This is a genomic window from Bifidobacterium samirii (genome assembly GCF_003952945.1).
Taxonomy (GTDB): domain Bacteria; phylum Actinomycetota; class Actinomycetes; order Actinomycetales; family Bifidobacteriaceae; genus Bifidobacterium; species Bifidobacterium samirii.
On the sequence record NZ_QXGK01000008.1, the window covers coordinates 39,163 to 65,178 of the forward strand.

The 26,016-nt window shown below is 68.0% G+C and carries 21 protein-coding genes; 16 read left to right on the forward strand and 5 right to left on the reverse strand.

Going from position 1 to position 26,016, the window contains the following annotated elements; translation table 11 throughout:
- Positions 1 to 4: 4 nt before the first annotated feature.
- The 3 genes from acnA to D2E24_RS05185 all read left to right on the forward strand — a co-directional run bounded on the left by acnA (position 5) and on the right by D2E24_RS05185 (position 4,043).
- Positions 5 to 2,707: an aconitate hydratase AcnA gene (gene acnA / locus D2E24_RS05175; protein WP_125968260.1), complete on the forward strand. Its 2,703-nt coding sequence runs from the start codon at positions 5 to 7 to the stop codon at positions 2,705 to 2,707.
- Between the two features lie 227 nt (positions 2,708 to 2,934).
- On the forward strand, positions 2,935 to 3,558 hold the full coding sequence (locus D2E24_RS05180; RefSeq protein ID WP_125968261.1) for an isochorismatase family protein: 624 nt from the start codon (positions 2,935 to 2,937) through the stop codon (positions 3,556 to 3,558).
- Entirely contained in the window at positions 3,555 to 4,043 is a 489-nt protein-coding gene (locus D2E24_RS05185) for a GNAT family N-acetyltransferase (RefSeq protein WP_125968262.1), read from the forward strand. The genes D2E24_RS05180 and D2E24_RS05185 overlap by 4 nt, the downstream gene beginning before the upstream one ends.
- A gap of 128 nt (positions 4,044 to 4,171) precedes the next feature.
- On the opposite strand, the gene D2E24_RS05190 is transcribed toward D2E24_RS05185, so the two are convergent.
- A complete protein-coding gene (locus D2E24_RS05190) occupies positions 4,172 to 5,152 on the reverse strand; it encodes a DUF559 domain-containing protein (protein ID WP_125968263.1) in 981 nt (326 codons plus the stop codon).
- 271 nt (positions 5,153 to 5,423) lie between these two features.
- Between D2E24_RS05190 and D2E24_RS05195 the strand changes: the two genes are divergently transcribed.
- On the forward strand, positions 5,424 to 6,449 hold the full coding sequence (locus D2E24_RS05195) for an NAD(P)H-dependent amine dehydrogenase family protein (RefSeq protein WP_125968264.1): 1,026 nt from the start codon (positions 5,424 to 5,426) through the stop codon (positions 6,447 to 6,449).
- Between the two features lie 219 nt (positions 6,450 to 6,668).
- Here D2E24_RS05195 and D2E24_RS05200 read toward each other — a convergent pair whose 3' ends face one another.
- From D2E24_RS05200 to D2E24_RS05210, 3 genes are all read right to left on the reverse strand, one after another.
- Positions 6,669 to 8,783, reverse strand: coding sequence for a GmrSD restriction endonuclease domain-containing protein (locus D2E24_RS05200; protein ID WP_125968265.1), 2,115 nt, complete (start codon positions 8,781 to 8,783; stop codon positions 6,669 to 6,671).
- A 262-nt stretch (positions 8,784 to 9,045) separates the two neighbouring features.
- Positions 9,046 to 9,723, reverse strand: a complete 678-nt coding sequence (locus D2E24_RS05205; RefSeq protein ID WP_277594742.1) for a response regulator transcription factor — start codon at positions 9,721 to 9,723, stop codon at positions 9,046 to 9,048.
- A 77-nt stretch (positions 9,724 to 9,800) separates the two neighbouring features.
- Complete coding sequence (locus D2E24_RS05210) at positions 9,801 to 11,279, reverse strand: sensor histidine kinase (protein ID WP_125968323.1); 1,479 nt, start codon at positions 11,277 to 11,279, stop codon at positions 9,801 to 9,803.
- Between the two features lie 320 nt (positions 11,280 to 11,599).
- Between D2E24_RS05210 and D2E24_RS05215 the strand changes: the two genes are divergently transcribed.
- From D2E24_RS05215 to D2E24_RS05225, 3 genes are all read left to right on the forward strand, one after another.
- Entirely contained in the window at positions 11,600 to 12,253 is a 654-nt protein-coding gene (locus tag D2E24_RS05215; RefSeq protein WP_241222870.1) for a DUF5067 domain-containing protein, read from the forward strand.
- A 204-nt stretch (positions 12,254 to 12,457) separates the two neighbouring features.
- Complete coding sequence (locus tag D2E24_RS05220) at positions 12,458 to 13,300, forward strand: Bax inhibitor-1/YccA family protein (protein WP_125968268.1); 843 nt, start codon at positions 12,458 to 12,460, stop codon at positions 13,298 to 13,300.
- A gap of 135 nt (positions 13,301 to 13,435) precedes the next feature.
- A complete protein-coding gene (locus D2E24_RS05225; protein WP_164521021.1) occupies positions 13,436 to 14,401 on the forward strand; it encodes a DMT family transporter in 966 nt (321 codons plus the stop codon).
- An 11-nt stretch (positions 14,402 to 14,412) separates the two neighbouring features.
- Here D2E24_RS05225 and D2E24_RS05230 read toward each other — a convergent pair whose 3' ends face one another.
- The gene (locus D2E24_RS05230) at positions 14,413 to 15,150 is read right to left on the reverse strand and encodes a GTP pyrophosphokinase (RefSeq protein WP_164521022.1); all 738 of its coding nucleotides are present in this window, start codon (positions 15,148 to 15,150) and stop codon (positions 14,413 to 14,415) included.
- Positions 15,151 to 15,269: 119 nt separating this feature from the next.
- Here D2E24_RS05230 and miaB point away from each other — a divergent pair, with 119 nt between their 5' ends.
- From miaB to D2E24_RS05275, 9 genes are all read left to right on the forward strand, one after another.
- Positions 15,270 to 16,733, forward strand: a complete 1,464-nt coding sequence (miaB, locus tag D2E24_RS05235; protein WP_164521023.1) for a tRNA (N6-isopentenyl adenosine(37)-C2)-methylthiotransferase MiaB — start codon at positions 15,270 to 15,272, stop codon at positions 16,731 to 16,733.
- Entirely contained in the window at positions 16,720 to 17,796 is a 1,077-nt protein-coding gene (gene miaA, locus D2E24_RS05240; RefSeq protein WP_125968270.1) for a tRNA (adenosine(37)-N6)-dimethylallyltransferase MiaA, read from the forward strand. The genes miaB and miaA overlap by 14 nt, the downstream gene beginning before the upstream one ends.
- 82 nt (positions 17,797 to 17,878) lie before the next feature.
- Positions 17,879 to 20,818 (forward strand): DNA translocase FtsK, encoded by a 2,940-nt coding sequence (locus tag D2E24_RS05245; RefSeq protein ID WP_125968271.1) that lies wholly within the window; start codon positions 17,879 to 17,881, stop codon positions 20,816 to 20,818.
- A 65-nt stretch (positions 20,819 to 20,883) separates the two neighbouring features.
- Positions 20,884 to 21,549 carry a CDP-diacylglycerol--glycerol-3-phosphate 3-phosphatidyltransferase gene (pgsA, locus tag D2E24_RS05250; RefSeq protein ID WP_125968272.1) on the forward strand — a complete coding sequence of 222 codons (666 nt, stop codon included), beginning with the start codon at positions 20,884 to 20,886 and terminating at the stop codon, positions 21,547 to 21,549.
- A 153-nt stretch (positions 21,550 to 21,702) separates the two neighbouring features.
- Positions 21,703 to 22,263 carry a CinA family protein gene (locus D2E24_RS05255; RefSeq protein ID WP_125968326.1) on the forward strand — a complete coding sequence of 187 codons (561 nt, stop codon included), beginning with the start codon at positions 21,703 to 21,705 and terminating at the stop codon, positions 22,261 to 22,263.
- 240 nt (positions 22,264 to 22,503) lie between these two features.
- On the forward strand, positions 22,504 to 23,745 hold the full coding sequence (locus tag D2E24_RS05260) for a tyrosine-type recombinase/integrase (RefSeq protein WP_125968273.1): 1,242 nt from the start codon (positions 22,504 to 22,506) through the stop codon (positions 23,743 to 23,745).
- Between the two features lie 181 nt (positions 23,746 to 23,926).
- Positions 23,927 to 24,505, forward strand: a complete 579-nt coding sequence (locus tag D2E24_RS05265; protein ID WP_125968274.1) for an ImmA/IrrE family metallo-endopeptidase — start codon at positions 23,927 to 23,929, stop codon at positions 24,503 to 24,505.
- A complete protein-coding gene (locus D2E24_RS05270) occupies positions 24,502 to 24,999 on the forward strand; it encodes a hypothetical protein (RefSeq protein WP_125968275.1) in 498 nt (165 codons plus the stop codon). The genes D2E24_RS05265 and D2E24_RS05270 overlap by 4 nt, the downstream gene beginning before the upstream one ends.
- A gap of 75 nt (positions 25,000 to 25,074) precedes the next feature.
- Positions 25,075 to 25,995, forward strand: a complete 921-nt coding sequence (locus tag D2E24_RS05275; RefSeq protein WP_241222871.1) for an LAPAL motif-containing putative phage structural protein — start codon at positions 25,075 to 25,077, stop codon at positions 25,993 to 25,995.
- Positions 25,996 to 26,016: the final 21 nt, after the last annotated feature.

Here is a 26,016-nt window from a genome sequence, read left to right on the forward strand (position 1 = left end):
ACGCATGTCCGTACGCGACGCACAGCTGTCCACGCTCGACGTGGCCGGCACGACCTACGACTACTATTCGATCGCCGACCTGCCCGGCGTCGACCGACTGCCCTACTCGCTCAAGGTGCTCGTCGAGAACCTCGTGCGCAACATCGACGGCGCGAACATCACCGACGAGCATGTGCGCGCCCTGCTCGACTGGGACCCGCAGGCCGAACCCAGCCACGAGATCCAGTTCACGCCCTCGCGCGTCGTCATGCAGGACTTCACCGGCGTGCCGTGCATCGTCGACCTCGCCACCATGCGCGACGCCGTCAAGGCGCTCGGCGGCGACCCGGCCGTCATCAACCCGCAGGTGCAGTCCGACATGGTCATCGACCATTCGGTGCAGATCGACCGCTACGCGACCGCCGACGCCGTCGAACGCAACATGGACATCGAATACCGGCGCAACGGCGAACGCTACCAGTTCCTGCGCTGGGGCCAGCAGGCGTTCCGCAACTTCCGCGTCGTGCCGCCGGGAACCGGCATCATCCACCAGGTCAACATCGAATACCTCGCCAAGGTCGTCATGACCAAGGCGGGGGAGCGCGGCCGCGACCTCGCCTACCTCGACTCGTGCGTCGGCACCGACTCGCACACCACCACCGAGAACGGTCTGGGCGTGCTCGGCTGGGGCGTGGGCGGTATCGAGGCCGAGGCCGCGATGCTCGGCCAGCCGATCTCCATGCTCGTGCCGCGCGTCGTCGGCTTCAAGCTCACCGGCTCCATCCCGGAGGGCGTGACCGCCACCGACGTGGTGCTCACCATCACCGACATGCTGCGCAAGCACGGCGTGGTCGGCAAGTTCGTCGAATTCTACGGCGAGGGCATCGCCTCCGTGCCGCTGGCCAACCGCGCCACCATCGGCAACATGAGCCCCGAATTCGGCTCCACCTGCGGCATCTTCCCGATCGACTCCGTCACCCTCGACTACCTGCGTCTCACCGGCCGTTCCGACGAGCAGGTCGCGCTCGTCGAAGCGTACGCCAAGGCGAACCGCCTGTGGGGCGACGCCGCCGACCCGGACTACGTGGAGCCGCGCTATTCCGAATACATGGAGCTGGATCTGGGCACCGTCGTGCCGTCCATCGCCGGCCCCAAGCGTCCGCAGGACCGCATCCTCCTGTCCGACGCCAAGCGCGCGTTCGAGGAGACGCTGCCCGCCTACCGCACCGACGCCACCGCCGACGATCCCGTCGCCGTGTCCACCGGATTCCGCGGCGACTTCGACATCACGAACGGCGACGTGGCCATCGCGTCGATCACATCGTGCACCAACACGTCCAACCCGTCCGTCATGATCGCCGCCGGCCTCATCGCCCGCAACGCGGTCGCGCGCGGCCTGCACCCCAAGCCGTGGGTCAAGACGTCGCTCGCCCCCGGTTCGCAGGTCGTCGCCGACTATCTGGCCGCCGCCGGCCTCCAGGACGACCTCGACAAGCTCGGCTACCAGCTCGTCGGCTTCGGCTGCGCCACCTGCATCGGCAACTCCGGCCCGCTGCTGCCCGAGATCAGCGAGGCCATCAACGCCAACGACCTGACCGTCACCGCCGTGCTCAGCGGCAACCGCAACTTCGAAGGCCGCATCAGCCCCGACGTGAAGATGAACTATCTGGCGTCGCCGCCGCTCGTCATCGCCTACGCGCTCGCCGGCACGATGGACTTCGACTTCGAGACCCAGCCGCTGGGACGTGACGGCGACGGCCGCGACGTGTACCTCAAGGACATCTGGCCCACCAACGCCGAGGTCGAGGCCGTCGTCAACGGCACCGTCAACCGCGAGATGTTCCTCAACGACTACGCGTCCGTGTTCGACGGCGACCGCCGCTGGAAGGGCCTCGACGTGCCCGAAGGCGAACTGTTCGCCTGGGACCCCGACTCCACGTACGTGCGCCGTCAGACGTTCTTCGACGGCATGGCCGCCGAGCCTGAACCCGTCGCGGACATCCACGGCGCCCGCGTACTCGCCCTGCTGGGCGATTCGGTCACCACCGACCACATCTCCCCGGCCGGCGCGTTCAAGGCCGCCAGCCCCGCCGGCACGTACCTGACCGAACGCGGCGTCCAGCCCAAGGACTTCAACTCGTACGGCTCGCGCCGCGGCAACCACGAGATCATGGTGCGCGGCACGTTCGGCAACATCCGCCTGCGCAACCTCCTGCTCGCCTCCATGGGCGAGGAGGTCACGCCCGGCGGCTACACGTACGACTTCACCACCGGCAGGCCGTCCACGATCTTCGACGCGTCGCTCCACTACAAGGACGCCGGCACGCCGCTCGTCGTGCTCGCCGGCAAGGAGTACGGCACCGGCTCGTCGCGCGACTGGGCCGCCAAGGGCACGCTCATGCTCGGCGTGAAGGCCGTCATCACCGAAAGCTTCGAACGCATCCACCGCTCCAACCTGATCGGCATGGGCGTGCTGCCGCTCCAGTTCCCGGCGGGCGAGAGCTACGCGTCGCTCGGCCTGGACGGCACGGAGACGTACGACATCGCCGGCGTCGAAGCGCTCAACGAGGGCGTCACGCCCAGGACGGTGCGCGTGACCGCCACGCGCGCCGACGGCACGGTCGTCGCGTTCGACGCCGTCGTACGCATCGACACGCCCGGCGAGGCCGACTACTACCGCAACGGCGGCATCCTCCAGTACGTCCTGAGGAACCTCATGGCCCGCTGACCGGACTGTGGCGTGTCGTGGGTGTGGCGCGGCCGGATGGGCCGCGCCACACCCACGACACGCCCGGACTGGTCATACATGACGGCGGTTGCGTCGCCGAATCGGCCCGATTCCCGACGCAACCGCCGTTTCGCATACCCGACCCGGGCATGTCGCCCCCCGACGCGCCACGCACGGAGCGCGGCCCGCATCCTCCCTACAGGTCACCCAACGAAAGGAATCCGATCATGACCAAGGCGCTCATCATCGTCGACGTCCAACCCACGTTCTGCGAGGGAGGCGAACTCGGCGTCGACGGCGGCAACGCGGTCGCCGAACGGATCGCCGCCTACGTCGACGCGCACCGCGACGACTACGCATACCTCGCCACCACGCAGGACTGGCACATCGAACCCGGCAGCCACTGGTCCGACGAGCCCGACTACGTCGACACCTGGCCCCGGCACGGCGCCGCCGGCACACCCAACGCCGACCTGCACCCCGCCGTGCGCGCGCTCGACATCCCCCACCATTTCAAGAAGGGCCAGTACTCCGCCGCCTACTCCGGCTTCGAAGGCATCGAGGACGACACGGACCGCGTCCAGAGCCGCGAGGAATTCGCCGCCTTGCGCGACCACGGCGCCACGCTCGCCCAGGCGCTCGCCGACGCCGGCGTGATCGACGTGGACGTGGTCGGCATCGCCGAATCCCACTGCGTCAAGGAGACCGCGCTCGACGCCCTGCATCTGGGCTACCGGGTCACCGTATTCGAGGACCTCACCGTCCCCGTCAGCGAGGAGCTCGGCGTCGCCGCCCGCAAGGAGATGGCCGCCGCCGGCATCCGCCTCGCCGACTCGGAGCCGGCGGCATGACGGTGCATATCGAGCCGCTGGCTCCCGACTGGTATGAACAGAAGGCCGCCGTCCAGTCGCGCACCTGGCGGGAACTCAACGAGGGAAACATCCCGCAGGAGATCGTCGACGCGATCACGCCGGAGTTCGCACTGGACCTGACCCGACGCCACGCCGACGACCCGTCGCAGCCGACGCTGGTGGCCGTGGACGGCGGCCGGGTTGTGGGATTCGTCGAACTGCTCGCCACGCCTCGCGAACCGATGGACCGTCCCGGAGCCGCCGAACTGGCGTCCCTGTACGTGCTGGCCTCTCACCATGGTCGCGGCATCGGACGGATGCTCGTCGAAGCCGGCTCCAAGGCGGTCGGCAATGAGCGGCTGGCCCTGTGGGTCGCCGGATTCAACGAGCACGCGCAGGGTTTCTACCGTCGTATGGGCTTCCGGTTCACCGGCCTCACCCAGGATGAGGACTTCGGGCGCTCGCTGGAGATGATCAACTACTGATTTGCCTGAATCCTCCATTCCCGAATCGCGACACGCCCGGACTGGTCATACAGAACGGCGGTTATGCCAAGAATCAGGCACGTTTGAGGACATAACCGCCGTTCTGTATGACCAGTCCGGGCGTGTCGTCAGTGTGGTCGGCTGCGTCTGCCATCGCCCAGCACCCACAGGTCCCGCACCGGACTCATGACATCGACTGCACCGGCCGCAGTCAGCGCGTCCCTGACGTTTCCGTAGAAGACGTTGCGTCTGGTCTCGTCGAACAGCGTCTCCGACCAAGCCTGGAACACCGACCATCCCGACGCGTTCAGGCCGTTCAGACGTTCCGTATCCTGCCGGTACTGGTCCAGATGATGCCGGCCGTGGAATTCCATGCCGATCTGATAGTCGGGGTAGGCCATGTCGAGGAACATCCTGCCGCCGTCCGCGGTCTCCACCGCATGATTGACGGTCGGCTCGGGCAGTCCGTATTGCAGCGCCCCCAGCCGTAGTCGGGATTCGAACGGCGAATCGGTCCCCGGGCGTGACAGATTGACCGCCCGGCGGGCGACCTGACCATTACGCAATCGAGGGCATGCCGCGACGAAATCATGCAGATCGTCCCATGATGCGCGCGCCAGCATCCGGTCGCGGCAGGTGAGCCGGTCGGCCAGCATGATCAGCGAATCGTAAGGACAGTACTGTGCCAGTTGGGCGAACGTGGCAGCCGGAATCGTACAGAGGAACCCATACACCCGCGTGAGCATGCCGGTCGTCAGCCGACTCCAGGTATGGACGTCCACGCCGGCCGGGTATCGGCGTGACCTGGCGTCGCGATGACGGACGACATGCACATCGACATCGAGCAGGCATCCCTCGGGAGGCCCGATGCCGAACAATCCCAAGGCGGTCATCAGACCGAAGACCGGTTCACAGCCCATCACGGACCTGATCTGACGGCAGCGTTCGACGGTGCTCCACTGGATGTCCCATGCCTCATGCCGCATGATCTGCCGCGGCTCCGGCTCCCTTCGCATTTCGTACATGTCGGGAACGATAGCCGTTCCGGCGGTTTCACCGACGGGTTTTCGAGTCATGTGGTCGAAAGCTCCGGCCTCGGCGTGTCGCATATGACCTTGGTGGTTGAAACGTCCCTCACCCTCCTGTCGCAACACTCCCGGACTGGTCGTACAGAACGTCGATTGTTCCCCGAAATGCACCTGATTCTGGGTATAACCGCCGTTCTGTATGACCACTCCGGGCGTGTTGCGAAGCGTCAGGCTGCCGGACGACGCCCGGCGCGCCCACCGGCGGCGGTGGGCTAGAGTGGGCGGTACGGCCCGCGCCCGACGATGAGCTACGGACCGCACCCATGCACCCGAACAAAGGAGTCAACAGGACATGGAACCCATCAAGGCGATCCAGTACGGCTGCGGCAAGATGGCGAAGTACACCATCCGCTACATGCATGAGAAAGGCATCCAGATCGTCGGCGCGATCGACGTGAACCCCGCCGTCGTCGGCATGGACGCCGGCGAATTCGCCGGCATCGGCCCCATCGGCGTGCCGATCCGCGTCGACGCCGACGCCGTGCTCGACGAATGCGACGCCGACATCGCCGTCGTCACCCTCTTCAGCTTCACCGAGGAAATCGAGGCCATGTGCGCCAAGTGCCTCGAACACGGCGTGAGCGTCATCACCACCTGCGAGGAGGCCATCTACCCGTGGACCACCGCGCCGGCCGTCACCAACCGGCTCGACCGTCTCGCCAAGGACCACGACGCCACGATCGTCGGCTCCGGCATGCAGGACATCTTCTGGGTCAACATGGTCGCGACCGTCGCCGCCGGCTGCCATACGATCCGCAGGATCACCGGCGCCGTCAGCTACAACGTCGAGGACTACGGCCTGGCGCTCGCCAAGGCGCACGGCTGCGGCCTGACCGCCGACGAGTTCGAGGCCGAGCTCGCCCACCCGGAGACCGTCGTGCCCGCCTACGTGTGGAACTCCAACGAGGCGCTCGCCCAGAAGATGGGTCTGACAATCCGCGCCACGTCGCAGAGGAGCGTCCCGTACTTCAGCGACGTCGACGTGTACTCCGAGACGATGGGCGAGACGATCCCCGCGGGCAAGTGCATCGGCATGTCCGCGGTGGTGACCACCGAGACGCATCAGGGCATCACGCTGGAGACGTCGTGCATCGGCAAGGTGTACGGTCCCGACGACGGCGACATGTGCGACTGGGCGATCGAAGGCGAGCCGGACGTCGAATACCACGTCGTCAAGCCGGCCACGGTCGAGCACACGTGCGCGACTGTCGTCAACCGCATCCCCGACGTGCTCAACGCGCCCGCCGGCTACGTGACCGCCGACCAGCTGGCCGAGATCTCGCATCTGGCGTACCCGGCCGCCATGTACGTGGAGTGACGTGGAGTGACGTTGCGTCGGACGTGACGGTCCGATCATCCGGCGGATGACGCCGCCGACCTGAGGGAGACACGCCCGGGTTGGCTGTACACAACGGCGGTTACGTCGTGGAATCGGCATGATTCCCGACGCAACCGCCGTTCCGTATGACCACTCCGGGCGTGTCGCCATGTGGCGGTGGCGTTCGCCCGCCGCCGCACGACGACACACCCTAGGAAATCAGGCCTCGCGCAGCCGGTATTCCTTCCAGATGTCGCCCAGACGCCGACCGTCGGCGCTGCGGCGCCACACGTCGAGTCCGCCGCTGCTGCCGCCGGCCGCGCGCGCCGCGGCGGTCGGCGACGCATACGACGAGCCGTCCTCCAGACGGAAGCGCCCGTCGTCGGTGACGGTCGCCGTCCACCGTTCGCCCTTGCGCGGGCGCTCCCAGACGAGCGTCTCGCCGGGTACGAGCAGTCCGGCGGCGACGATCTGGGCGATGGTGACGCGCTTGGACCCGCGTGCGGCCCGCCCCACACCGGCCGACCCGCCGCCGTCGGCGATCCGGGCGAGGTTGTCGCCGGTCAGGTCGGTCTGGTTCTCGTCGTAGCGGATGTCCCAGTATTCGGCGATGAGCCGCACGGTCTCCTCCTGACGGCGGCGCATCATCGCCGGCGTGCATTCGGCGTAATCGGCGAGCTGCGCGGTCAGCGGGAACCGCTTCGAATCCTGCCGCAGCAGCATCCGGTCGCGGCGGTCGGCGTACCCGTCGAGCCGGTCGAGCTGGTCGGCGCTGCCCTGGACGAGCGCCATGTCTGCGAGACGGTACATCCACTGGTCGTGCTCGCCGCCGTTCCAGCCCGCGTAGCCGTCCCGTCCGGCGATGTCGAGCGGCATGATCGTGACCGCGGCGAGCCGGCGCGGGCGGGTGATCTTCATGCCTGCCTTGCGTTCGTTGGCGCGGATGAGCAGCAACCGGACGAGGTCGTCGTCGCCCTGCATCTCGCCGTGCAGCCGGATGAGCGCGGCGAGCCGCTGGTCGGCGTTGACGGCGAGGCCGCGCACGAGCCGCACCGGATAGCCCTTGTCGAGGTCGCGGATGGCGGCGGCCGCATGCCCGCGCCGTTCGATCGAGGGGGTGCGGTTGAGCGTGTCGATGCCGGTGAGCCGTTCGAGCGCGGCGAGGATGTCCTCGAGCCGCTGACGGTCGTGCAGGCCGAGCGCCTGTTCTCCGGCCGTGCCGCGCACCGCATGCGATCCGCGCGTGACGAACGGCGAGACGCCGTCGTCGGCCAGCGCGCGGAACGAGTGGACGAGCGCCCACATGGCGACGGGCTTCCACTCGGCGTTGCGGTAGTCGTGCAGCGCTTCGAGCCGGTCGCGCACCCATGCGGGCAGGACCGTGTCGGACGGATGGTCGAGGATGCGCCATGCGGTCGCGTAGGGGGCCAGCACGCGGTCGACGAACGCGGGCACGGTGCGCGCGTCGATATGCGGCTGGAGCACGTCGGCGAGGAACTCGTCGATGAGCTTGCCGGTGGCCGGCTTGCGGGTGAGGATGAGGTGCAGGAACTCGAAGAAGTCCTCGACGGCGCGCGGATCGTCGCCCAGCGGGTCGACGATGTCGTCCCAGCGTGCCGCATACGCGTCCATCGACGCGGCCGGCAGCGCGGCGGTGGCGCGCGCCTTGAACACGTCGGACGGCGTCAGCGGGAGGCCGCGCATGTTCATCACGTCGAAGATGCGGTGCGCGCCGTCGAGGTCGTCGGTGGTGACGATGACGAGCGTGACGCCGTTGACGAGGTAGGAGGCGAAGCGGTGGCGCGCCTCGTCGTCCATGAGCGCGAGCGCGTCGTACGCCTGCCGCGTGTTGTGCATGATGGTGCGCTGCGCGGGCGACGTCCAGTCGTCGTCGGTGAGGTCGAACAGCGCTTCGAGGTTGCCTTCCTGCACGTACTGGCGGAAGAACGCGGCGTCGCGTTCGCGCAGGGTGAGGCGCGGCTCGTTGCGGATGCCGCGCAGCTTGTCGCCGGGTTCGACGATGAGCGCGTCGAGCAGCCGCATCCATTCGGGGTCGCGTTCCAGGTCGCGCAATGCGGCGACGATGATCGACAGGGAGACGAGCCGCTGCTGTCCGTCGATGACCTGATAGGCGGATTCGCCGTCGCGTACGAGGATGAGCGATCCGAGGAAGTAGGGGACGTCGGGCGTACGCGACGCCTCGTCGACGTCGCCGATGAGCTGCAGCACGTGTTCGGGACGCCAGATGTAGGCGCGTTGGAACGATGGGATGCGGAATCGGAAGTCGGGGGTGAACACCTTCCCGAGCGGCAGTTCCTTCGCGTTGATCGCCATGTTGGGCCCCTTTGACTGCGTGGTTGCGGCTGTTCCAGACTACCAGCGCGAAGCGTCGTACGGGCGTCGCGGCGTGGATGCCGGTCGCCTGCCATCCGCCTGACGACACGCCCGGAGTGGGCATGCGGAACGGCGGTTGCGTCGGGAAAACACCGGTGATCTACGGTGCAACCGTCGTTCCGTATGACCACTCCGGGCGTGTCGCCCACGGTGCCGTCTGCGTCATCGCTCGGCCGGTCGGGTCGTCGCGCCCGACATCAGGTCACTGCGCATACATGGCCGCCGGATCGTCGGGCGAGGGCAGGTCGGCGCGTTCGACGAGCCGGGCCATCTGCACGCGCCCCATCGCCAGCCGCTCCGACGCGGCCGACAGGTGCGCCTTGGCGGTGCGTTCGGAGATGAACATGCGCGCGGCGATCTGCGCGTTGGTGTAGCCTTCGGCGGCCAGCAGCACCGCCTCGCGCTCGCGCTCCGGCAGCGCGTCGAGCATCGCGCGCGCCTCGTCGCGCCGGGCCGCCGGCCGCCACGCGCGCAGTCCGGTGATGAGCTGGCGCTGGCTGGCCGGATTGAACTGGGGTGCGCCGGAGCACACGTCGAGCACGCGGCGGATGATGTCGCGCGGCGCGTCGGTCTTGGACACGAAGCCCTCCGCGCCCGCCTCGACCGCCCGGTGCGCGGTGCCCGACGGGTTGAGCGAGGTGAGGATGAGCACATGCGGCGGCTGGGGGAGCGCGCGCAGCCGCCGGGTCGTCTCGATGCCGTCCATGCCGGGCATGGCCACGTCCATGAGGACCACGTCGGGACGTTCCCGCCGCGCGTGCTCGATCGCGTCCGCTCCGGCGGTCGACGTGGAGACGACGCTGATGCGCCCGTCGGAATAGTCGGCCAGGATCATGCCCATCGCCTGGCACACCATCGGATCGTCGTCGATGACGCTCACCCGGACCGGCCGGTCGTCGGCGCAGCCGCCGGCGGTCGGATCGTCGGCAGGGGAGAAGTCGGGAGCGGTTGCGTTCGTCACGCGTCCCATTGTAACGGCGCGTACCGGGCCGACGGCGGCACCTCGTAGGACCGGTATCCGGGCGCGTCGCGTCCGGACGGTGCGGGCGATTCGTATGCCCCGTATGATGCGGCCGGGGCGGAGACGCCGGAACCGTCCGTCGCCGTCCACGGCAGCGTCACGTCCAGATGGAACACGTGCCGACGGTCGGTCCCGTACCGGCATTCGCCGCCGATCTGGCCGACGCGCGCCGCCAGTCCCGGCAGTCCCGCGCCGATGCGTGTGTCGGCCGGTCCGGTCGGTCCGCCCGGGGCGGCCGACACGGTCGTCGCGTCCAGGCCTGCCGGCGTCGATGATGACACCGACGTCGGATTGCTCGCATGGATGTGCACGCCCGACTCCGGCCCCGCATCCACCTCCAGCGACACGGGCGCGCCCGGCGCATGCCGGCGCGCGTTCGTCAGCGCCTCCTGCACCGTCCGATACGCCGCCTTGCCGATCCGCTCGTCCAGTTCGCCCAGCTGCCGGATGTCGATCCACGTATCCAACGCCATACCCGCCTGCCGCGCGTCCTCGACCAGCGCACCCAGCGACTCGCGCGTCAGCGACGTCTCATCGTCACCGGCAGCCAACTGCTCCCACGCCCGCTGAGGGTGACGCAGCATGTCGATGATCGCATGCGCCTCGTCGAGCGCGCCCGCCGACTGGCGTCGGATCTCATCGGCCTTGAGCGCGACCGCCTCGGCGCGCCGACGGTCCTCCTCGCCGCCCGCATCCGCGCCGGACGGCCCGGACAGACGGTCGGCCTCGGCCTGCAGGGCGCTCGCGTTGAGCGCGATGAGCGACAGCGAATGCGCGAGCGTGTCATGCGCCTCGGCGGCGATCGCGTCGGCCAGCTGCTGGCTGTCGAGATCGTGCCGCAGACTCTCCGCGCGCCGGGTCGCCGCCTCCGCCTTCGCGACGGACTGGCGGACGTGGGCGTGCGAGCGGATGACCAGCCCCGAGACGACCGCGACCGCCATGCCGAACAGGGCGGTCAGCAGCGCCGTGACGACGATCGTGCGCTCGCTGGCCAGCATGCGCATCGGCACGCCCGGCAGGTCGTCCGGGACGGCCGGATCGGAGAAGATCTCATGCCACAGCGACGATTCGGCCGGCTGCAGTGCGTCGCGCAGCTGCGCCCACAGCGACGTCGCGAGCGCCGCGACGATGGCCGGCATCGTGCGCGAGGCGCCGCGGCGTCGGGCGATGAGCGCGGTGAGGGCCATGAGCATGAGCGTCGGATCGTAGGGGAATGCGAGCGTGACGGCCAGCGTGATCCAGAACGTGGATTCGGGGTGGCGGTCGCGTCGCAGCAGCAGGAACGGCCAGACGAACGCGAGGAACGTGCCGAGCAGCAGCCATGCGTAGAACGGGTCGCCGTCGTCGCGTTCGAGGTACGGCTGCGCGCGGAACGATATCTGCGCCAGGCACATGAACATGGCCGACGGGATCATCGCCGTCGTGCACCAGCCTTGGGTGCACACCGGCACGTCGCCGTCGTCCGTCGCCGCCGGCCGCATGCGCATGCCGGACGGCCTCTCCTCTCGTTCGTTCATGCTCCCCACCGTAGCCGCTGCCCGCGTCCGGCGCGATGGGCCGTACGGGCGCGCGTCGGCGCATGCGCTCGCCCGAACGGGCGACGGGAAATGTCCGTTCGTCCACTGACGCCGCGCCGCGAATCCCGGTAGCGTCGGAAGGCGTCAAGGACGAGTCCCGTCCCCATCCGCCGCGGACCATTCCGGGCATGCGGGACGACATAGAGAAAGAAGGAATCATGGATACTTCGACCATGCAGCAGCCCACCCAGCAGCCGGCGCCCCAGCAGGCGGCGAAGAAGCCGGTATGGAAGCGCTGGTGGTTCTGGGTCGTCGTCGTGATCGTCGTCGCGGCCCTCTTCGGCGGCGGCGCCACCCAGTCCGCGAAGGACGGTGACGTCTCCTCGCCGAACGCGCAGACGCAGACCCAGCAGCCAGCCGACGGCGGCGACACGTCCGCCGACGCGTCCAAGGCCGACGACGCGAAGGACGAGACGGCCAAGCCGTCCGGCGAGCAGGACATGGAGGGCGACCTAAACCAGCTTCATGTGAAGATCGTGTCCGCAGTGCGCTCCGGCAACGACTACAACGGCCAGCCGACCGTGCTCGTGACCTACGAGTGGACGAACAACACCGACAAGAACAACTCGTTCGCCGCGCTGGCGAATCCGAAGGTGTTCCAGAACGGCGCGTCGCTCGACACCGCGATCTATCTGGATTCGCCCGAGGGCTACGACGTGAACTCGTATCTGACCGAACTGCAGGCCGGCGCGAGCGGCACCGTCACGCTGGGCTACGTGCTGGAGGGCGATTCGCCGGTCACCGTGGACGTCACCGACCTCGTGTCGTGGGACGACTCCGTGAAGGTCACGCACACGTTCGACCTGCAGTGACCTGCAAGTGACGCGGCGGCGCATCGTCGCGCAACGGGACGATACGGCCGGCGTCGGGCGCTCGTCTCCCCGGGGGAAGGGGAGGCGGGCGCCCTCGCGTCGTGTCGCAATGGTGAAGAACCGCCGGCGCACAGCGTAATCCCATGGAACTCCCAGCTCGTCTCCCGTAGGATGGGACGCAGGAAAACGACATAAGGAGTCATCATGGCATTCGGCCAGCAGCCGCGCGGCGGCAACCCGTACGACAATCAGTACAACCAATACAACAACCAATACAACAACCAGTACGGCGCCCCGCAGTACGGCCAGCCGTACGCGTACGGCCCGTCCGGCGCGGCGATGAACGCGCAGATGGCCTACTCGTACGAGGAGGTCCAGTCCGCCAAGCGCGCCTCGGTCACCAAGGCGTACGGCGAGATGACGGTCGGCCTGCTCATCACCGCGGCCGTCGCCGTGGTCGCGCAGGCGACCGGCGCGTACGCGCGCTTCATCATGGCCACCGGTCTGATCGGCGTGTTCCTGTTCGCCGCCGTCCAGGTCGGTCTGGCGGTCTGGCTGGGCGCGCGCATCATGACGATCAAGGCGTCGACCGCGCGCGTCATGTTCTACGTGTACGCGGCGCTCATGGGCTTCACGCTCAGCTCCGTGTTCATGATCTACGACCTGGGCTCGATCGGCCTGGCGCTGGGCATGACCGCCCTGTTCTTCCTCGTGCTCACGATGTTCTCGATGACCACGAAGCTCGACATGCTCAAGGCCGGCCCGATCCTCATGGTCGGTCTGATCGTGCTCATCGTCTCCCAGCTGATCCTCTCGTTCATCCCCGGCACGAGCGGCATGACCCAGCTCGTGTGCGCGATCGGCCTGATCCTGTTCGCCGGCATGACGATGTACGACGCGCAGCAGACGCGCGCCCTGTTCGCCGCCTACGAGGCGCAGGGCCCGGAGATGATCCGCAAGATTTCGGTGGTCTGCGCGCTCAACCTGTACCTGGACTTCGTGAACATGTTCCTGTACGTCCTCCAGCTCCTCGGCGACCGCGACTAGCGGATTCCGCCACGGCATGACGAGGGCCGGCTCCCTGATGGGGCCGGCCCTCGCCGCATATACGGGCAGTCCGTCCGAACCGTCGTCGATGCCCGCCGTCGCGACCGTCACCGCGGTGGGTTACGGTTGTGCCTCATGACAAGGCAGGAAATCATCGGCATGGCGTGTCTGACGCTGACCGCGCTGATCTGGGGCTTCGCGTTCGTGTCCCAGGTGCAGGGCATGGAATCCATGACCCCGCTGTTCTTCAACGCCTCGCGATTCACGCTGGGCGCACTGTCCCTGATCCCGCTGCTGGCGTTCAACGCGGCGCGCCGGCGCGGGGAGGCCGCGCAGGAGTCGACGCACCAACGGGAAGACGGGGAGGCGTCCGCCGCGGCGCCGTTGCCGGTGCGGCTGTGGTCGAATCCGGTCGTCGTGGGCGTGGTGTGCGGCGTGTTCCTGTTCCTGGCCAGCACGCTGCAGCAGTACGGCATCGCCGTGGGCCGGTCCGCCGGGCGCGCCGGGTTCATCACGGCCCTGTACATCGTGATGGTGCCGCTGCTCGCGTTCGTGTTCCTGCGACGGCGCGTCGGCGTGACGACGCTGGCCAGCGTCGCCGTCGCCGTGGTCGGCTTCTACGTGCTGTGCGTGACCGACGGCTTCGGCACGCTCACGCTCGCCGACTGGCTGCTGCTGTTCACCGCCGTGCTGTTCGCCGCCCACATCCTCGTCATCGACGTGTGGGGGTCGCGCATCGACCCGATCCTGCTGTCGTTCGTGCAGTTCGCCACGACGGCGCTGCTCAGCTGGGCCGGATCGCTGGTCGAAGGCTCGGTCGACTGGGCGGGTGCGGCCGACGCGTGGATCGCCGTCGTCTACGCCGGCCTGGGGTCGGTGGGCGTCGCCTATACGCTGCAGGCGGTCGGTCAGCGCTGGGTGCCGCCGACGCGCGCGTCGCTGATCATGTCGCTCGAATCGTTCTTCTCGGTCGTGGGCGGCGCGCTGCTGCTGGGCGAGAGCATGACGCCGCGCGGCTATCTGGGCTGTGCGCTCATCTTCGCCGGCACCCTGCTGGCCCAGCTCCCCGACGACATGTTCGCCAGACGCCGGCAGGCGTAGGCCGGCGCGCGTCAGCCGGCCTTGGGGGCCTCGCCCACCTGCGGAGCGCCGTTGATGTCGCGGTGGATGTTCTGCATCTGCGTCTCGATGTTCTGCAGGGAGCGGGCGCAGTCGAGCAGCGTCTGCGAATGCTCGCTGATCTTGGCGTCCGGAAGGTCGGTCTTGTAGCGCAGCGCATGCTCCAGGCTCGCCCAGTAGTCCATCGCGATGGTGCGGAACTGGACCTCCACCGGCGTGTAGTGGGCGCCCGAGGAGAGGAACACCGGCACCGCGTAGATCACATGCAGCGACCGGTAGCCGTTCTGCTTGGGGTTCTTGATGTAGTCCTTGACGCGCAGCACGGAGATGTCGTTCTGCGCCGACAGGTAGTTCGACACCGAGTACACGTCGTCCCGGTAGTTGCAGATCACGCGGATGCCGGCCACATCGAACAGGTTGTCCTTCATCGCCTCGACGCTCAGCGGCAGCCCGCGGCGCACGAGCTTGCCGAGGATCGAGTTGACGGACTTGAGGCGGCGCTCCATATGGTGGATCGGGTCGTGCGAGAAACGCACCTGGAACTCCGAATCAAGGATCTCCAGCTTGGTGCTGATCTCGTACATCGCGCCCTCGTACACCTGCATGAGGTCGATGAACTCGGGGATCTGATCGGTGGGGAACTCGCCCTCCTCCAGTGAGGCGCCCTTGAGTCGGGCCCTGAGGTCGGCGGTGTTGATGCGGCTCTGTCGGTCAAGTATCACGCCTCCCATAGTAGCGCCCGACCCGTGGTGATGTCATGAAGGGGACACGAACGGCGTGCGGCGGCCGCGGACGGCTCGCGTACCGGCGGCACACCGGTGGGCGTGGCCCATCGTTACGATGGGTGGCTATGAACGAAGACATGATGACCGAGGACGAACGCGCCTCGAAGACGGCCGAGCCCATGACCGACGCGACCGGCGGGGAGCGCGGCCGCGGCAAGGGCGTCTACCACATCCACACGCTCGGATGCCAGATGAACGTGCACGACTCCGAACGCATCGCCGGCGTGCTCGAGGCCGACGGCTATGTGGCCGCCACCGAGGACCAGGTGATCGACAAGGACATCGACCTGATCGTGATGAACACGTGCGCGGTGCGCGAGAACGCCGCCGAACGCATGTACGGCACCATCGGCCTGTGGGCGCAGATGAAGCGCGCCCGCCCGAACCTGCAGATCGCCGTGGGCGGCTGCATGGCCCAGCTCGACCGCGAGCGCATCGCCCGCAAGGCCCCGTGGGTCGACGCCGTGTTCGGCACGAAGAACATCGGCTCCCTGCCCACGCTGCTCGACCAGGCGCGCGTCACCGGTGAGGCGCAGGTCGAGGTCGCCGACCGCCTCGACTACTTCCCGAGCGACCTGCCGGCCGCCCGCGCCTCGAAGGTGTCGAGCTGGGTGTCGATCTCCATGGGCTGCAACAACACGTGCACGTTCTGCATCGTGCCGACGACGCGCGGCAAGGAGCACGACCGCCGTCCGGGCGACATCGTCGCCGAGGTGCGCCGCTGCGTCGAACAGGGCGCCAAGGAGGTGACTCTGCTGGGCCAGAACGTCAACTCGTTCGGCTACGGCATCGGCGACCGCTACGCGTTCAGCAAGCTGCTGCGCGCCTGCGGCGAGATCGAAGGCCTGGAGCGCGTGCGCTTCACGTCGCCGCACCCGGCCGCGTTCACCGACGACGTGATCGCCGCGATGGCCGAGACCCCGAACGTCATGCACCAGCTGCACTTCCCGCTCCAGTCCGGATCCGACCGGATCCTGCGCGCCATGCGCCGCTCCTACCGTTCCGAGAAGTTCATGACGATCCTCGGCAAGATCCGCGCCGCCATGCCCGACGCGCAGATCTCCACCGACATCATCGTCGGCTTCCCCGGCGAGACCGAGGAGGACTTTCAGGAGACGCTGCGCATCGTCGAGGAGGCTCGCTTCTCGTCCGCGTTCACGTTCATCTACTCGCCGCGCCCCGGAACCCCGGCCGCCGAGATGGAGCAGGTGCCGCACGACGTGGCCCAGGAGCGCTTCGAGAGGCTCGTGGCGCTGCAGGAGCGTATCACCGCCGAGGAGCTCGCCAAGTTCGAGGGCCGCGACGTCGAGGTGATGATCACCGGCGCCGCCGGCAAGAAGGACGCGGCCACGCACCGCGTCACCGGCCGCGAACGCACCGGCGTGCTCGTCCACGTCGGCGTGCCCGAAGGCGAGCCGACGCCGCAGGTGGGCGACTTCGTCACCGCGACCGTCACCCACGCCGGCAAGCACAACCTGATCGCCGACCCCGATCCGAAGGCGGGACAGACCTACCATGTGCGCCACTGACGCGACCCGCGGCGCCGCCGACGCGCCGACTGCGGCGCCGGCGTCGCCGGTGCGGACGGCGGACGCCGCGACGCCGGCGGGGGAGCGGCGCGTCGTCTCCATCGTCGGCCCCACCGCATCCGGCAAGACCGGCCTGGCCATCACGCTCGCCAGGGCGCTCGCCGAACGCGGCGAACGCGTCGAGATCGTGAACGCCGACGCCTACCAGATGTACCGCGGCATGGACATCGGCACCGCCAAGGCGAGCGCCGACGAACGCGCCGCCGTCCCGCACCATCTGCTCGACGTGATCGACCCGGACGAGACGATGTCGGTCGCGCTCTTCCAGACGATGGCGCGCGACTGCATCGCCGATCTGCGCTCGCGCGGCATCCGGCCGATCCTCGTGGGAGGCTCCGGCCTGTACGCGCGCGCCGCGATCGACGACATCTCGTTCCCCGGCACCGACCCGCAGGTGCGGGCGCGGCTGGAGGAGCGCGAACGCGAGGAGGGGGCGCTCGCCCTGTTCGCCGAACTGCGCGAACGCGACCCCGAGGCCGCGTCGCGCATGGATCCGAACAATCCGCGCCGCACGATCCGCGCGCTCGAGGTGATCGAGGTGACGGGCCGCCCGTATTCGGCGAGCCTGCCGCGCTACCGGTATGTGATCCCGTGCGTGCAGATCGGCCTGGACCTGCCGCGCGAGGAGCTGGACCGCCGCATCGCGCTGCGTACGCGGGCGATGCTCGATCAGGGGTTCGTGGACGAGGTGGAGCGTCTGCGCCTGCATCTGGGCGTGACCGCGTCGCGCGCGCTCGGCTACCAGCAGGTCATCGACCATCTGGACGGCCTGCGCGACCTGGAGGAGACGTATCTGGACATCGCGCAGAAGACGCGCCGGCTGGCCCGCAAGCAGATGGGCTGGTTCGGCCGCGACCCGCGCATCCACTGGCTGCAGGCGCTCAACCCGGCGCTGGCCGCGAACGCGCTGGCGATCGTCGACCATGCGGACGCGGGCGACTACGATGCGGTCGACGCGATGGCCGACGAGTACGTGCAGCATCATCTGGGCGACATCGGCTGACGGCCGGCGACACCGCACCGGGGCCGTCCCGTAAAGGGCGGCCCTTCGTTATGACCGGCCGACGGTAGAATCGGGAGACGTTATGGCACGTACAACATCCTCATCGGGCAAGAAGCCCCGTTCCTCGTCGTCCGGCGCCGGCGCGAAGCGCGATTCGGCTCCGAAGCGCCCGCCCGAATCGCCGGGCATGTATGCCCTGCTGATCGTCCCGCGCGCGCTGGGCACTGCGGTGCGTTCGCTGTGCGGCGTGGGCGAATACGATCCGGACTACCGCAGGGACGGCCTGTGCTTCGTGATGATCGTGCTCGCGATCTTCTTCTGCGCGTCCGAATGGTTCCGCGTGGACGGCGTGCTGGGTCTGGTGCTGCACGCGATCGCGTCGGGCCTGTTCGGCGTGATGAGCGTGATCGTGCCGGTGCTGCTGGTCATCGTCGCGTTGCGGCTGATGCGCAATGCGGGCAGCCGTTCCGACAATCCGCGCGTGGTGACCGGCTGGATGCTGCTGCTGTGGTCGGTGTGCTCGATCATCGACGTGGCCGTGGCCGCCGACGTGCCCGGCTTCCACATCGACGTGCTCCAGAAGGCCGGTGGCCTGCTCGGCTTCGTGCTCGGCTCTCCGCTGGCGTGGGGCCTGTCCGACATGTTCGCGATCGTCGTGTTCGTGGTGGTCGCCCTGTTCTCGGTCATGATGATCACGCGCACGCATGTGGTGGAGATCCCCGACCGGCTGCGTGAGATGAGGGAGCGCCTCGCCCCGCCGGCCGCCGAGGACGGGGACGACTATCCGAACGAGGTGCGCATCGGCGACGAGACGCTCGCGTTCGCGCAGGGCGTGCCCGCGCACGACGGTTCCGACGACGACGCCGAGGACGGCGCACGGTCCCGTCCGCGTCTCGGCTTCCTGTCGCGTCTGTTCTCCCGCCGCCGCGCCGACGGCGACCCCTCCCTCGACCGCTATGCCGGCGACGACCCGTTCGACCATGCCGCCGAACGTCACGGCGACGCCGCCGAGACGTCGCTGCTCGACCGTTCCGCCGGCCTGCGTCCGCGCACGGTCGCGTCGGACGGCCTGTCGTCCCTGTCGCCGTCGGCGATGCGGACGGCCGCGATGCCGTCCGGCGGCCTGGTCGACGACGATCCGGCCGACGAGGTCGGCGGCACGCGCGTCATGCCGTCCGGCTCGTTCGGCGCGGCCGCCTCGCCGACGCCGTCCGCCGGATACGCGGACGCCTCCGCCGTGCCCGCCACGTCCGCCGCGACCGGTCCCGCCGGGTACACAGGCGGCGCCGACCCATGGGCCGGCATCGCATCCGACGGCACCACGATCGTCAAGCCCGCCGCGCGCACCGTCGCCTCGTCGGCGTACGCGGGCCCGTCCGGCGCCGATGCCGCGGCGAGCGGTCCCGCGACGACGGCCGCGGCCGCATCCGCGGCATCCGCGACGGCCGGCGGCGCCGTCGGCGAGGCGGACGCCTCCACATTCGACGCGGCCGCGTCGGACGACCCGGACCGTCCCTACCAGCTGCCGAACCTGGAGCTGCTGGCCAAGGGCCGGCCGCATGCGGCGCGCACGCCCGCCAACGACCACGTCATCGCCGCGTTGACCACCACGTTCCAGCAGTTCAACGTGGACGCGAAGGTCATCGGCTTCCTGCGCGGCCCGTCCGTCACCCAGTACGAGGTGGAGCTGGGGCCGGGCGTCAAGGTCGAGAAGGTCACCAACCTGCAGAAGAACATCGCGTACGCGGTCGCCAGCTCCGACGTGCGCATCCTCTCGCCGATTCCCGGCAAGTCCGCGATCGGCATCGAGATCCCGAACGTGGACCGCGAGATCGTGCAGCTGGGCGACGTGCTGCGCTCCGACAAGGCCGTCAACGATCCCGCGCCGATGCTCACCGGCGTCGGCAAGGACGTCGAGGGCCGGTTCGTGACCGCCGACCTGACGAAGATGCCGCACCTGCTGGTCGCCGGCGCGACCGGCTCGGGCAAGTCGAGCTTCATCAACTCGATGCTCACGTCGATCATCATGCGGGCCACGCCCGACCAGGTGCGCATGATCATGGTCGACCCCAAGCGCGTCGAACTGTCCGCGTACGCGGGCATCCCGCACCTGCTCACGCCCATCATCACCGACCCGAAGAAGGCCGCCCAGGCGCTCGAATGGGTCGTCAAGGAGATGGACTCGCGCTACTCCGACCTCGAGTTCTTCGGATTCCGCCACGTCAAGGACTTCAACGAGGCGGTGCGCGCCGGCAAGGTCCACGCGCCCGAAGGCTCCAAACGCAAGGTGGCTCCCTACCCGTACCTGCTGGTCGTCGTCGACGAGATGGCCGACCTGATGATGGTCGCCAAGAACGACGTGGAAAGCTCGATCCAGCGCATCACGCAGCTGGCGCGAGCCGCCGGCGTGCACCTCGTGCTCGCCACGCAGCGCCCGTCGGTCGACGTCGTCACCGGCCTGATCAAGGCGAACATCCCGTCGCGTCTCGCGTTCGCCACGTCGTCGGCCACCGATTCGAGGGTCATCCTCGACACGGTGGGCGCCGAGACGCTCATCGGCCAGGGCGACGCCCTGTTCCTGCCGATGGGCATGGCCAAGCCGTTGCGCGTGCAGGGCTCGTGGGTGAGCGAATCGGAGATCCGCAAGGCGGTCGAATTCGTGCGCACCCAGCGCAAGCCCAGCTACCGCGAGGACATCGAGCAGATGGCCAAGGAGGCGGAGAAGTCCGCGATGGAACCCGATGAGGACATCGGCGACGATCTGGACGTGCTGCTGCAGGCCGCGGAACTGGTCGTCACCACCCAGTTCGGCTCCACGTCGATGCTCCAGCGCAAGCTGCGCGTCGGCTTCGCCAAGGCCGGCCGGCTCATGGACCTGCTCGAATCGCGCGGCGTCGTCGGCCCGTCCGAAGGCTCCAAGGCGCGCCAGGTGCTCGTCCAGCCCCAGGACCTGCCCGCCGTGCTCGCGTTCATCCGCGGCGAGACCGACGCGCTCGACGCCGGCGGCGACGCCACGGCGTGACGGCGTGACGGCATGACGGACGCGCCCCGGCTGACAAGTCGGACGGGGCGCGGTAAGGTGAACCCATGACCAAGGACAAGAAGCAAAGCCAGTCATCCGCCTCGTCGTCGCTGCTGGACGGGTGGAACGCGCCGCCGAACCTCGTGACGTACTCGCGCATCGTGCTCGTCGTGATCTTCCTCGGCCTGTACATCGCGGCCGGGGCGTGGGGACTGAACAACCTCCCGATGCGCTGGGTCGCCGCCATCCTCTTCATCGTCGCCGCCTCCACCGATAAGCTGGACGGCTGGATGGCCCGCAGGTTCAACCAGGTCACCGAACTCGGCAAGCTCATGGACCCGATCGCCGACAAGCTCCTCACCTGCGCGACGCTCGTCGTGGCCGCCGCGTTCGGCGAACTCGGCCCCGTCTGGCTCGGCTGGATCGTCGTCGCCCTGTTCCTCATCCGCGAACTGGGCATCACCGTGATGCGCTTCTTCGTCATCGACACCGGCGGCAAGGTCATCGCCGCCGCATGGCCCGGCAAGCTCAAGACCCTGTTCCAGTGCATCGGCCTGTCGATGCTCATGCTCCCGGTCTGGCAGTTCGCCGGCACGTCCGGCGACAACCCGCTGTGGCTCAACGCCTACCTGTTCCTCACCTACCTGATGATCTTCGTGTCGCTGGTCCTGTGCCTCTACTCGGGCGCCATCTACCTGATCAACACGTTCTCCGGACGCCGCAAGGCCTGAACCGGACCGTCCGTCCCCTCCCGCCGGGAGGGGATTTTTTCATATACGGGGAGCGGCGGGCCCTCGGTGGGTCGGAACGCCGCTCCGGAAAGGAAAGCCATGATGGATGCCAGCCAGTACGTCCCGTCCGATCCGACGGACGCCGTCGCCGACATGCAGGCCGCGTGCGACGCGCTCGCCGCCCGCATCCTGTCCCGGTGCGCCGACGACGGATTGATGATCGCCGCCGCCGAATCGCTCACCGGCGGCCTGCTCGCCGACGCGTTCGTCCGCATCCCCGGCGCGTCGGCCGTGTTCCTCGGCTCGGCCGTCACCTACGACATCCGCGCGAAGCGCAGCATCCTCGGCGTCGACGGCACGCTCCTCGCACGCGAAGGCGCCGTCCACCCCGACGTCGCCCGCGCGATGGCGTCCGGAACCGCACGCCTGTACACGCAGGACGGGGAGGAGGGGGCGGTCATCGGACTGTCCACCACCGGCGTCGCCGGCCCCGGTCCCGACGGCGACAAGCCGGCCGGCCTTGTCTACGTCGGCATCGCCATGCCGATGCAACGCTCTGTCAACGGCGGGCGGCTGGCCGGCGACGGGCGGGCCGACGACACCGCCGGCGAAACGGAGGCGCTGGAACTCCATCTGCACGGCACCCGCGAGGAGGTGCGCCGGCTGACCGTCCTGCGCGTACTGGAGGCGCTCGCGGAACGCCTCGGCGCGTAGATCGGAGCGGTGGTTCTTCCGTCATCAGCGAAACTTGAGTCCGTTTTAAGCACAACCAGACGAATAGTTTGAACACCCCCACCAAAACCGTTGCAAAACCACCGAAACGGCGGAATACCAACGATTGACGACAGGGGCGCTCGCCGTCGCCGCACTCCAAGAAATCCGTATAGGACCGGGAGTGTACGCCGCAATAGGGTGGACTATAGGGTGAACCCGTACCAACGTATGGGAGGCGACATGACCGCAACCACCAGCCGCAGGACCAAGGGCGCCGGCAGCGTGTTCAAGGACGACGCCGGCGTCTGGCACTACCGTACCGAACTTCCCCCGGATCCCGCCACCGGCAAACGCCGCCGCATCGAGACCACCGGCAGGAACAAGACCGACACCCGCGACCGCCACCAGGCCAAGATCGACCGCTACCACCGCGACGGCACCATCCCCACCCGCAGAAGCCCCTACCTGCGCGACTGGCTCGCCGCGCGGAGCGAACGCCGCCGCGCCGTCCTCAAACCCAACACCTGGTACAGCCAGAACTGCCGCGTCACCACCATCAGCGGCGTCCTGGGCAACACGCGTCTGACCGACATCACTCCGGCCCACATCCACGCGCTCGCCGACGCGCTCGCCGACAGGGACCTCTCGCAGGCCACCATCAACGAGCACGTCCGCTACCTCTCCCAGGCACTGGACGAGGCGGTCCTGGACGAGCTCATCCCGTCCAACCCGTGCCGACGCGTCAAACGGCCACGGCCTGACGAGCGCACCGTCACCATCCTCGACGAGCACGAACCCGCCGCGCTGATCCGCGCGGCCACGCAGACCGTACTGGCCGGAGGAGCCCGCGGACCGCACGACGACCCCGAGGACACCGCCATGTGGGCGCTCATGTTCGAGCTCGCGTTCGCCACCGGCATGAGGGAGGGCGAACGGTACGCCCTCATGCCCTACGAGCTGGAACTGCGCGACGGCACGCCTGGCATCCACGTCCAGCAGCAGCTCCAGGACTACGTGGGCGGTCCCGACGCGTCCATCCCCAGATGGCAGGACGCCGAGCACGTGACCGGAGGCCTATGGCTGGTCCGCCCCAAAAGCGCCGCCGGCGACCGCTTCGTACCCATCAGCCGCTCCCTGTGGGACCGCCTGTGGGATCGCATCATCGCCTACGGCATGGGGCCCCGCCAGTTCGTCTTCCACAACCTGCGCGGCACGCCACTGCGTCACGAACAGGAGATGCGCCGATGGCGGCGCGCCCTCGACGCCGCGGGACTGCCGTACGTCAGCATCCACAGCGCCCGCCACTGGGCCGCCACCCGCGTCGCCGAATCCGGCGCCGGCGAGGACGAACGCAAGGCCGTCCTCGGACACACCGACATCCGCATGACCGCCCGCTACACCCACTGGGGAGCCGGAGCCCTCGGCGACATGATGACCCGCGCCATCCCCACCCTCGCCCCAACCGACACCCAACCCCAATAACGTTGGAATCAAGCCCCACCCGTCGGCGTGTCGCCCAAAAATGACACGCCGACGGACACCCAAAACCCCAAACCCTCATAGCCTCCGAGCCCGCCGACCGGTACACTCCGCCCAATAAGCTGGCATCACGACACGCCGTAGTGACGGGGCCATCAACTAACTCAATCGGAAGGAGCGCACGATGGGAAACCAGACGACAATCAACGTGGACGACTTCGGCGCTCCTTCCCGGGCCGCAATCCCCACCATCGAGAACCGGACGATTCCGGCGGAATCGGCCACGGAGACCTTGCTGAAGACGATTGCGGTGGACGGCCGCGTGACCCTCCCCATCGACGTCGAGGCGGTGATCAAAGCCCTCGGTCTCCAGATGGAATCGCTGCCCCTTACCCCGACCACGGATGGCCTATTGGTGAAACCGTCCCCAAACGAGCCGTTCAAGGCCGTGGTCAACAATGCGTCGCACGAGCATCGCAGGCGATTCACCTACGCGCATGAGATAGGCCACTTCGTTCACAAATACCAGGACTACCCCGAAGACGAAAAGACCGGTCTTGTGGAGCGCCGCGACGAACTCTCGTCAAAAGGCATCGACCCGGAGGAGATCTGGGCGAACCGATTCGCCGCTGCACTGCTCATGCCCGCATCCATCGTCCGTCATTGCTGGGGCGAAGGACGCACCCGTGACGAACTCGCCGACATGTTCAACGTGTCGCGTCGCGCCATGGACCTACGCATCGCGACTCTGGGACTCGAATGACGGACGCCATGCAATCAGGGCAAAGCGAGGATGTGACAGCTCTCAGCATGTATGCCGCAGCTGCATCAGCCCATCGCGAATCCATACTCGCCGATGCCGTGGAGCCTCCGACGGGCGGCATGTCCATCGACGGCTCCGCAGATGAAGCCACATCCTCAGCAGCGGAATACAACGCGCAGCGTCGCGAATCCGCCCATCTCAGAAAACTCGACGCAAAGAACCAGCGCCGCGAACAGGAGAACCAGCTTCGCGTCACCATTGCCCAGCGCATCATCGACTTTGTCGCGGGGCAGCTCGTCCTCACCAACATGCTTGCATGGCTCTATGCCCTTGTCATGCTTGCCCGCCATGACCCCATACCATCCGAAGTCATCATCGCATGGCTCAGCTCCACCATCGTCGAGATCATCGGACTTCTCTGGGTCATGGCCCGAAGCCTGTTCCCGTTCCGAGACAGGCACCGCGATAACGACGCGGAAAAACACGACAGATAAACGCACAAGACCGCCCCGGCGCTCGCAGGAGAGCGCCGGGACGACTCTCGACGCGATCGGCTGTAGGATATGAGCATGTTCTCCACGAAGAGTAAACCCGCCCCCATGAGGACCGCCCCCAGCGACGTCACGTCCATGGAGGTGTACTTCTCCGGCCCGGCCGTCGACGCCCACTCCATGAGCGTACGGGACCTCGCGCCGGCACTGCTCGGACTATCGGACGCGATAGACCGCTACCGGGAACTCTCCTGCCCCTTCGTGGATCTCGACTTCAGGATCACCGCCACCCGCGCCGGATCGTTCGACGTCGTACTCCAGCTGCTCGGCACCCTCACCAACCTCGTGCAGGGCGCCAACCCCGCCGACGTGGTCCAACTCGCATCGGGCTTCATGGACGTCATCAAAATCCTGACGACCCGCTTCCGACAGACCGGGGACGTCAAACCCGGGCCGAGCGAAACCATCCGACAGACCGGCACCAGAGTCCGCATGGAATGGGGATCCTTCCACCTCGACGTCGACCACAACGCCTACATCGCATCCCGCGACGGAAAGATCATCAACAGCATCGGAGCCGCCTCCCAGCCGGCAACCCTGGACGGCTACGACCCCGTCCGATTCATCCACCGCGACTCCGACCGCCAGGAAGAGATCGACGCACGAGCCTCCACCGCCATGAGCGACCTCAACCTGTCCGACCAGCCGATCGCCCCCTCCACCGAAACCACGACACTACAGATCGACACCATCCAAACCCGCTCCGCCAAATGGAAATTCCGCAAAGGAGACGAAACATTCTGGTGCGAGATCCAAGACCAGAACTTCCTCAACCGCTGGCGAAACCACCAGGAACCATTCTTCAACGACGACCTACTGCGAGTCGACCTCGAAACCGACCAATACATCAGAGACGGCCAACTCAGAACCGGCGACCGACGCATCACCAAAGTCCACGAACACATCCCCATCGAACCCCAACCCACACTCGACCTCTAACACACCACCAACACAAAACCG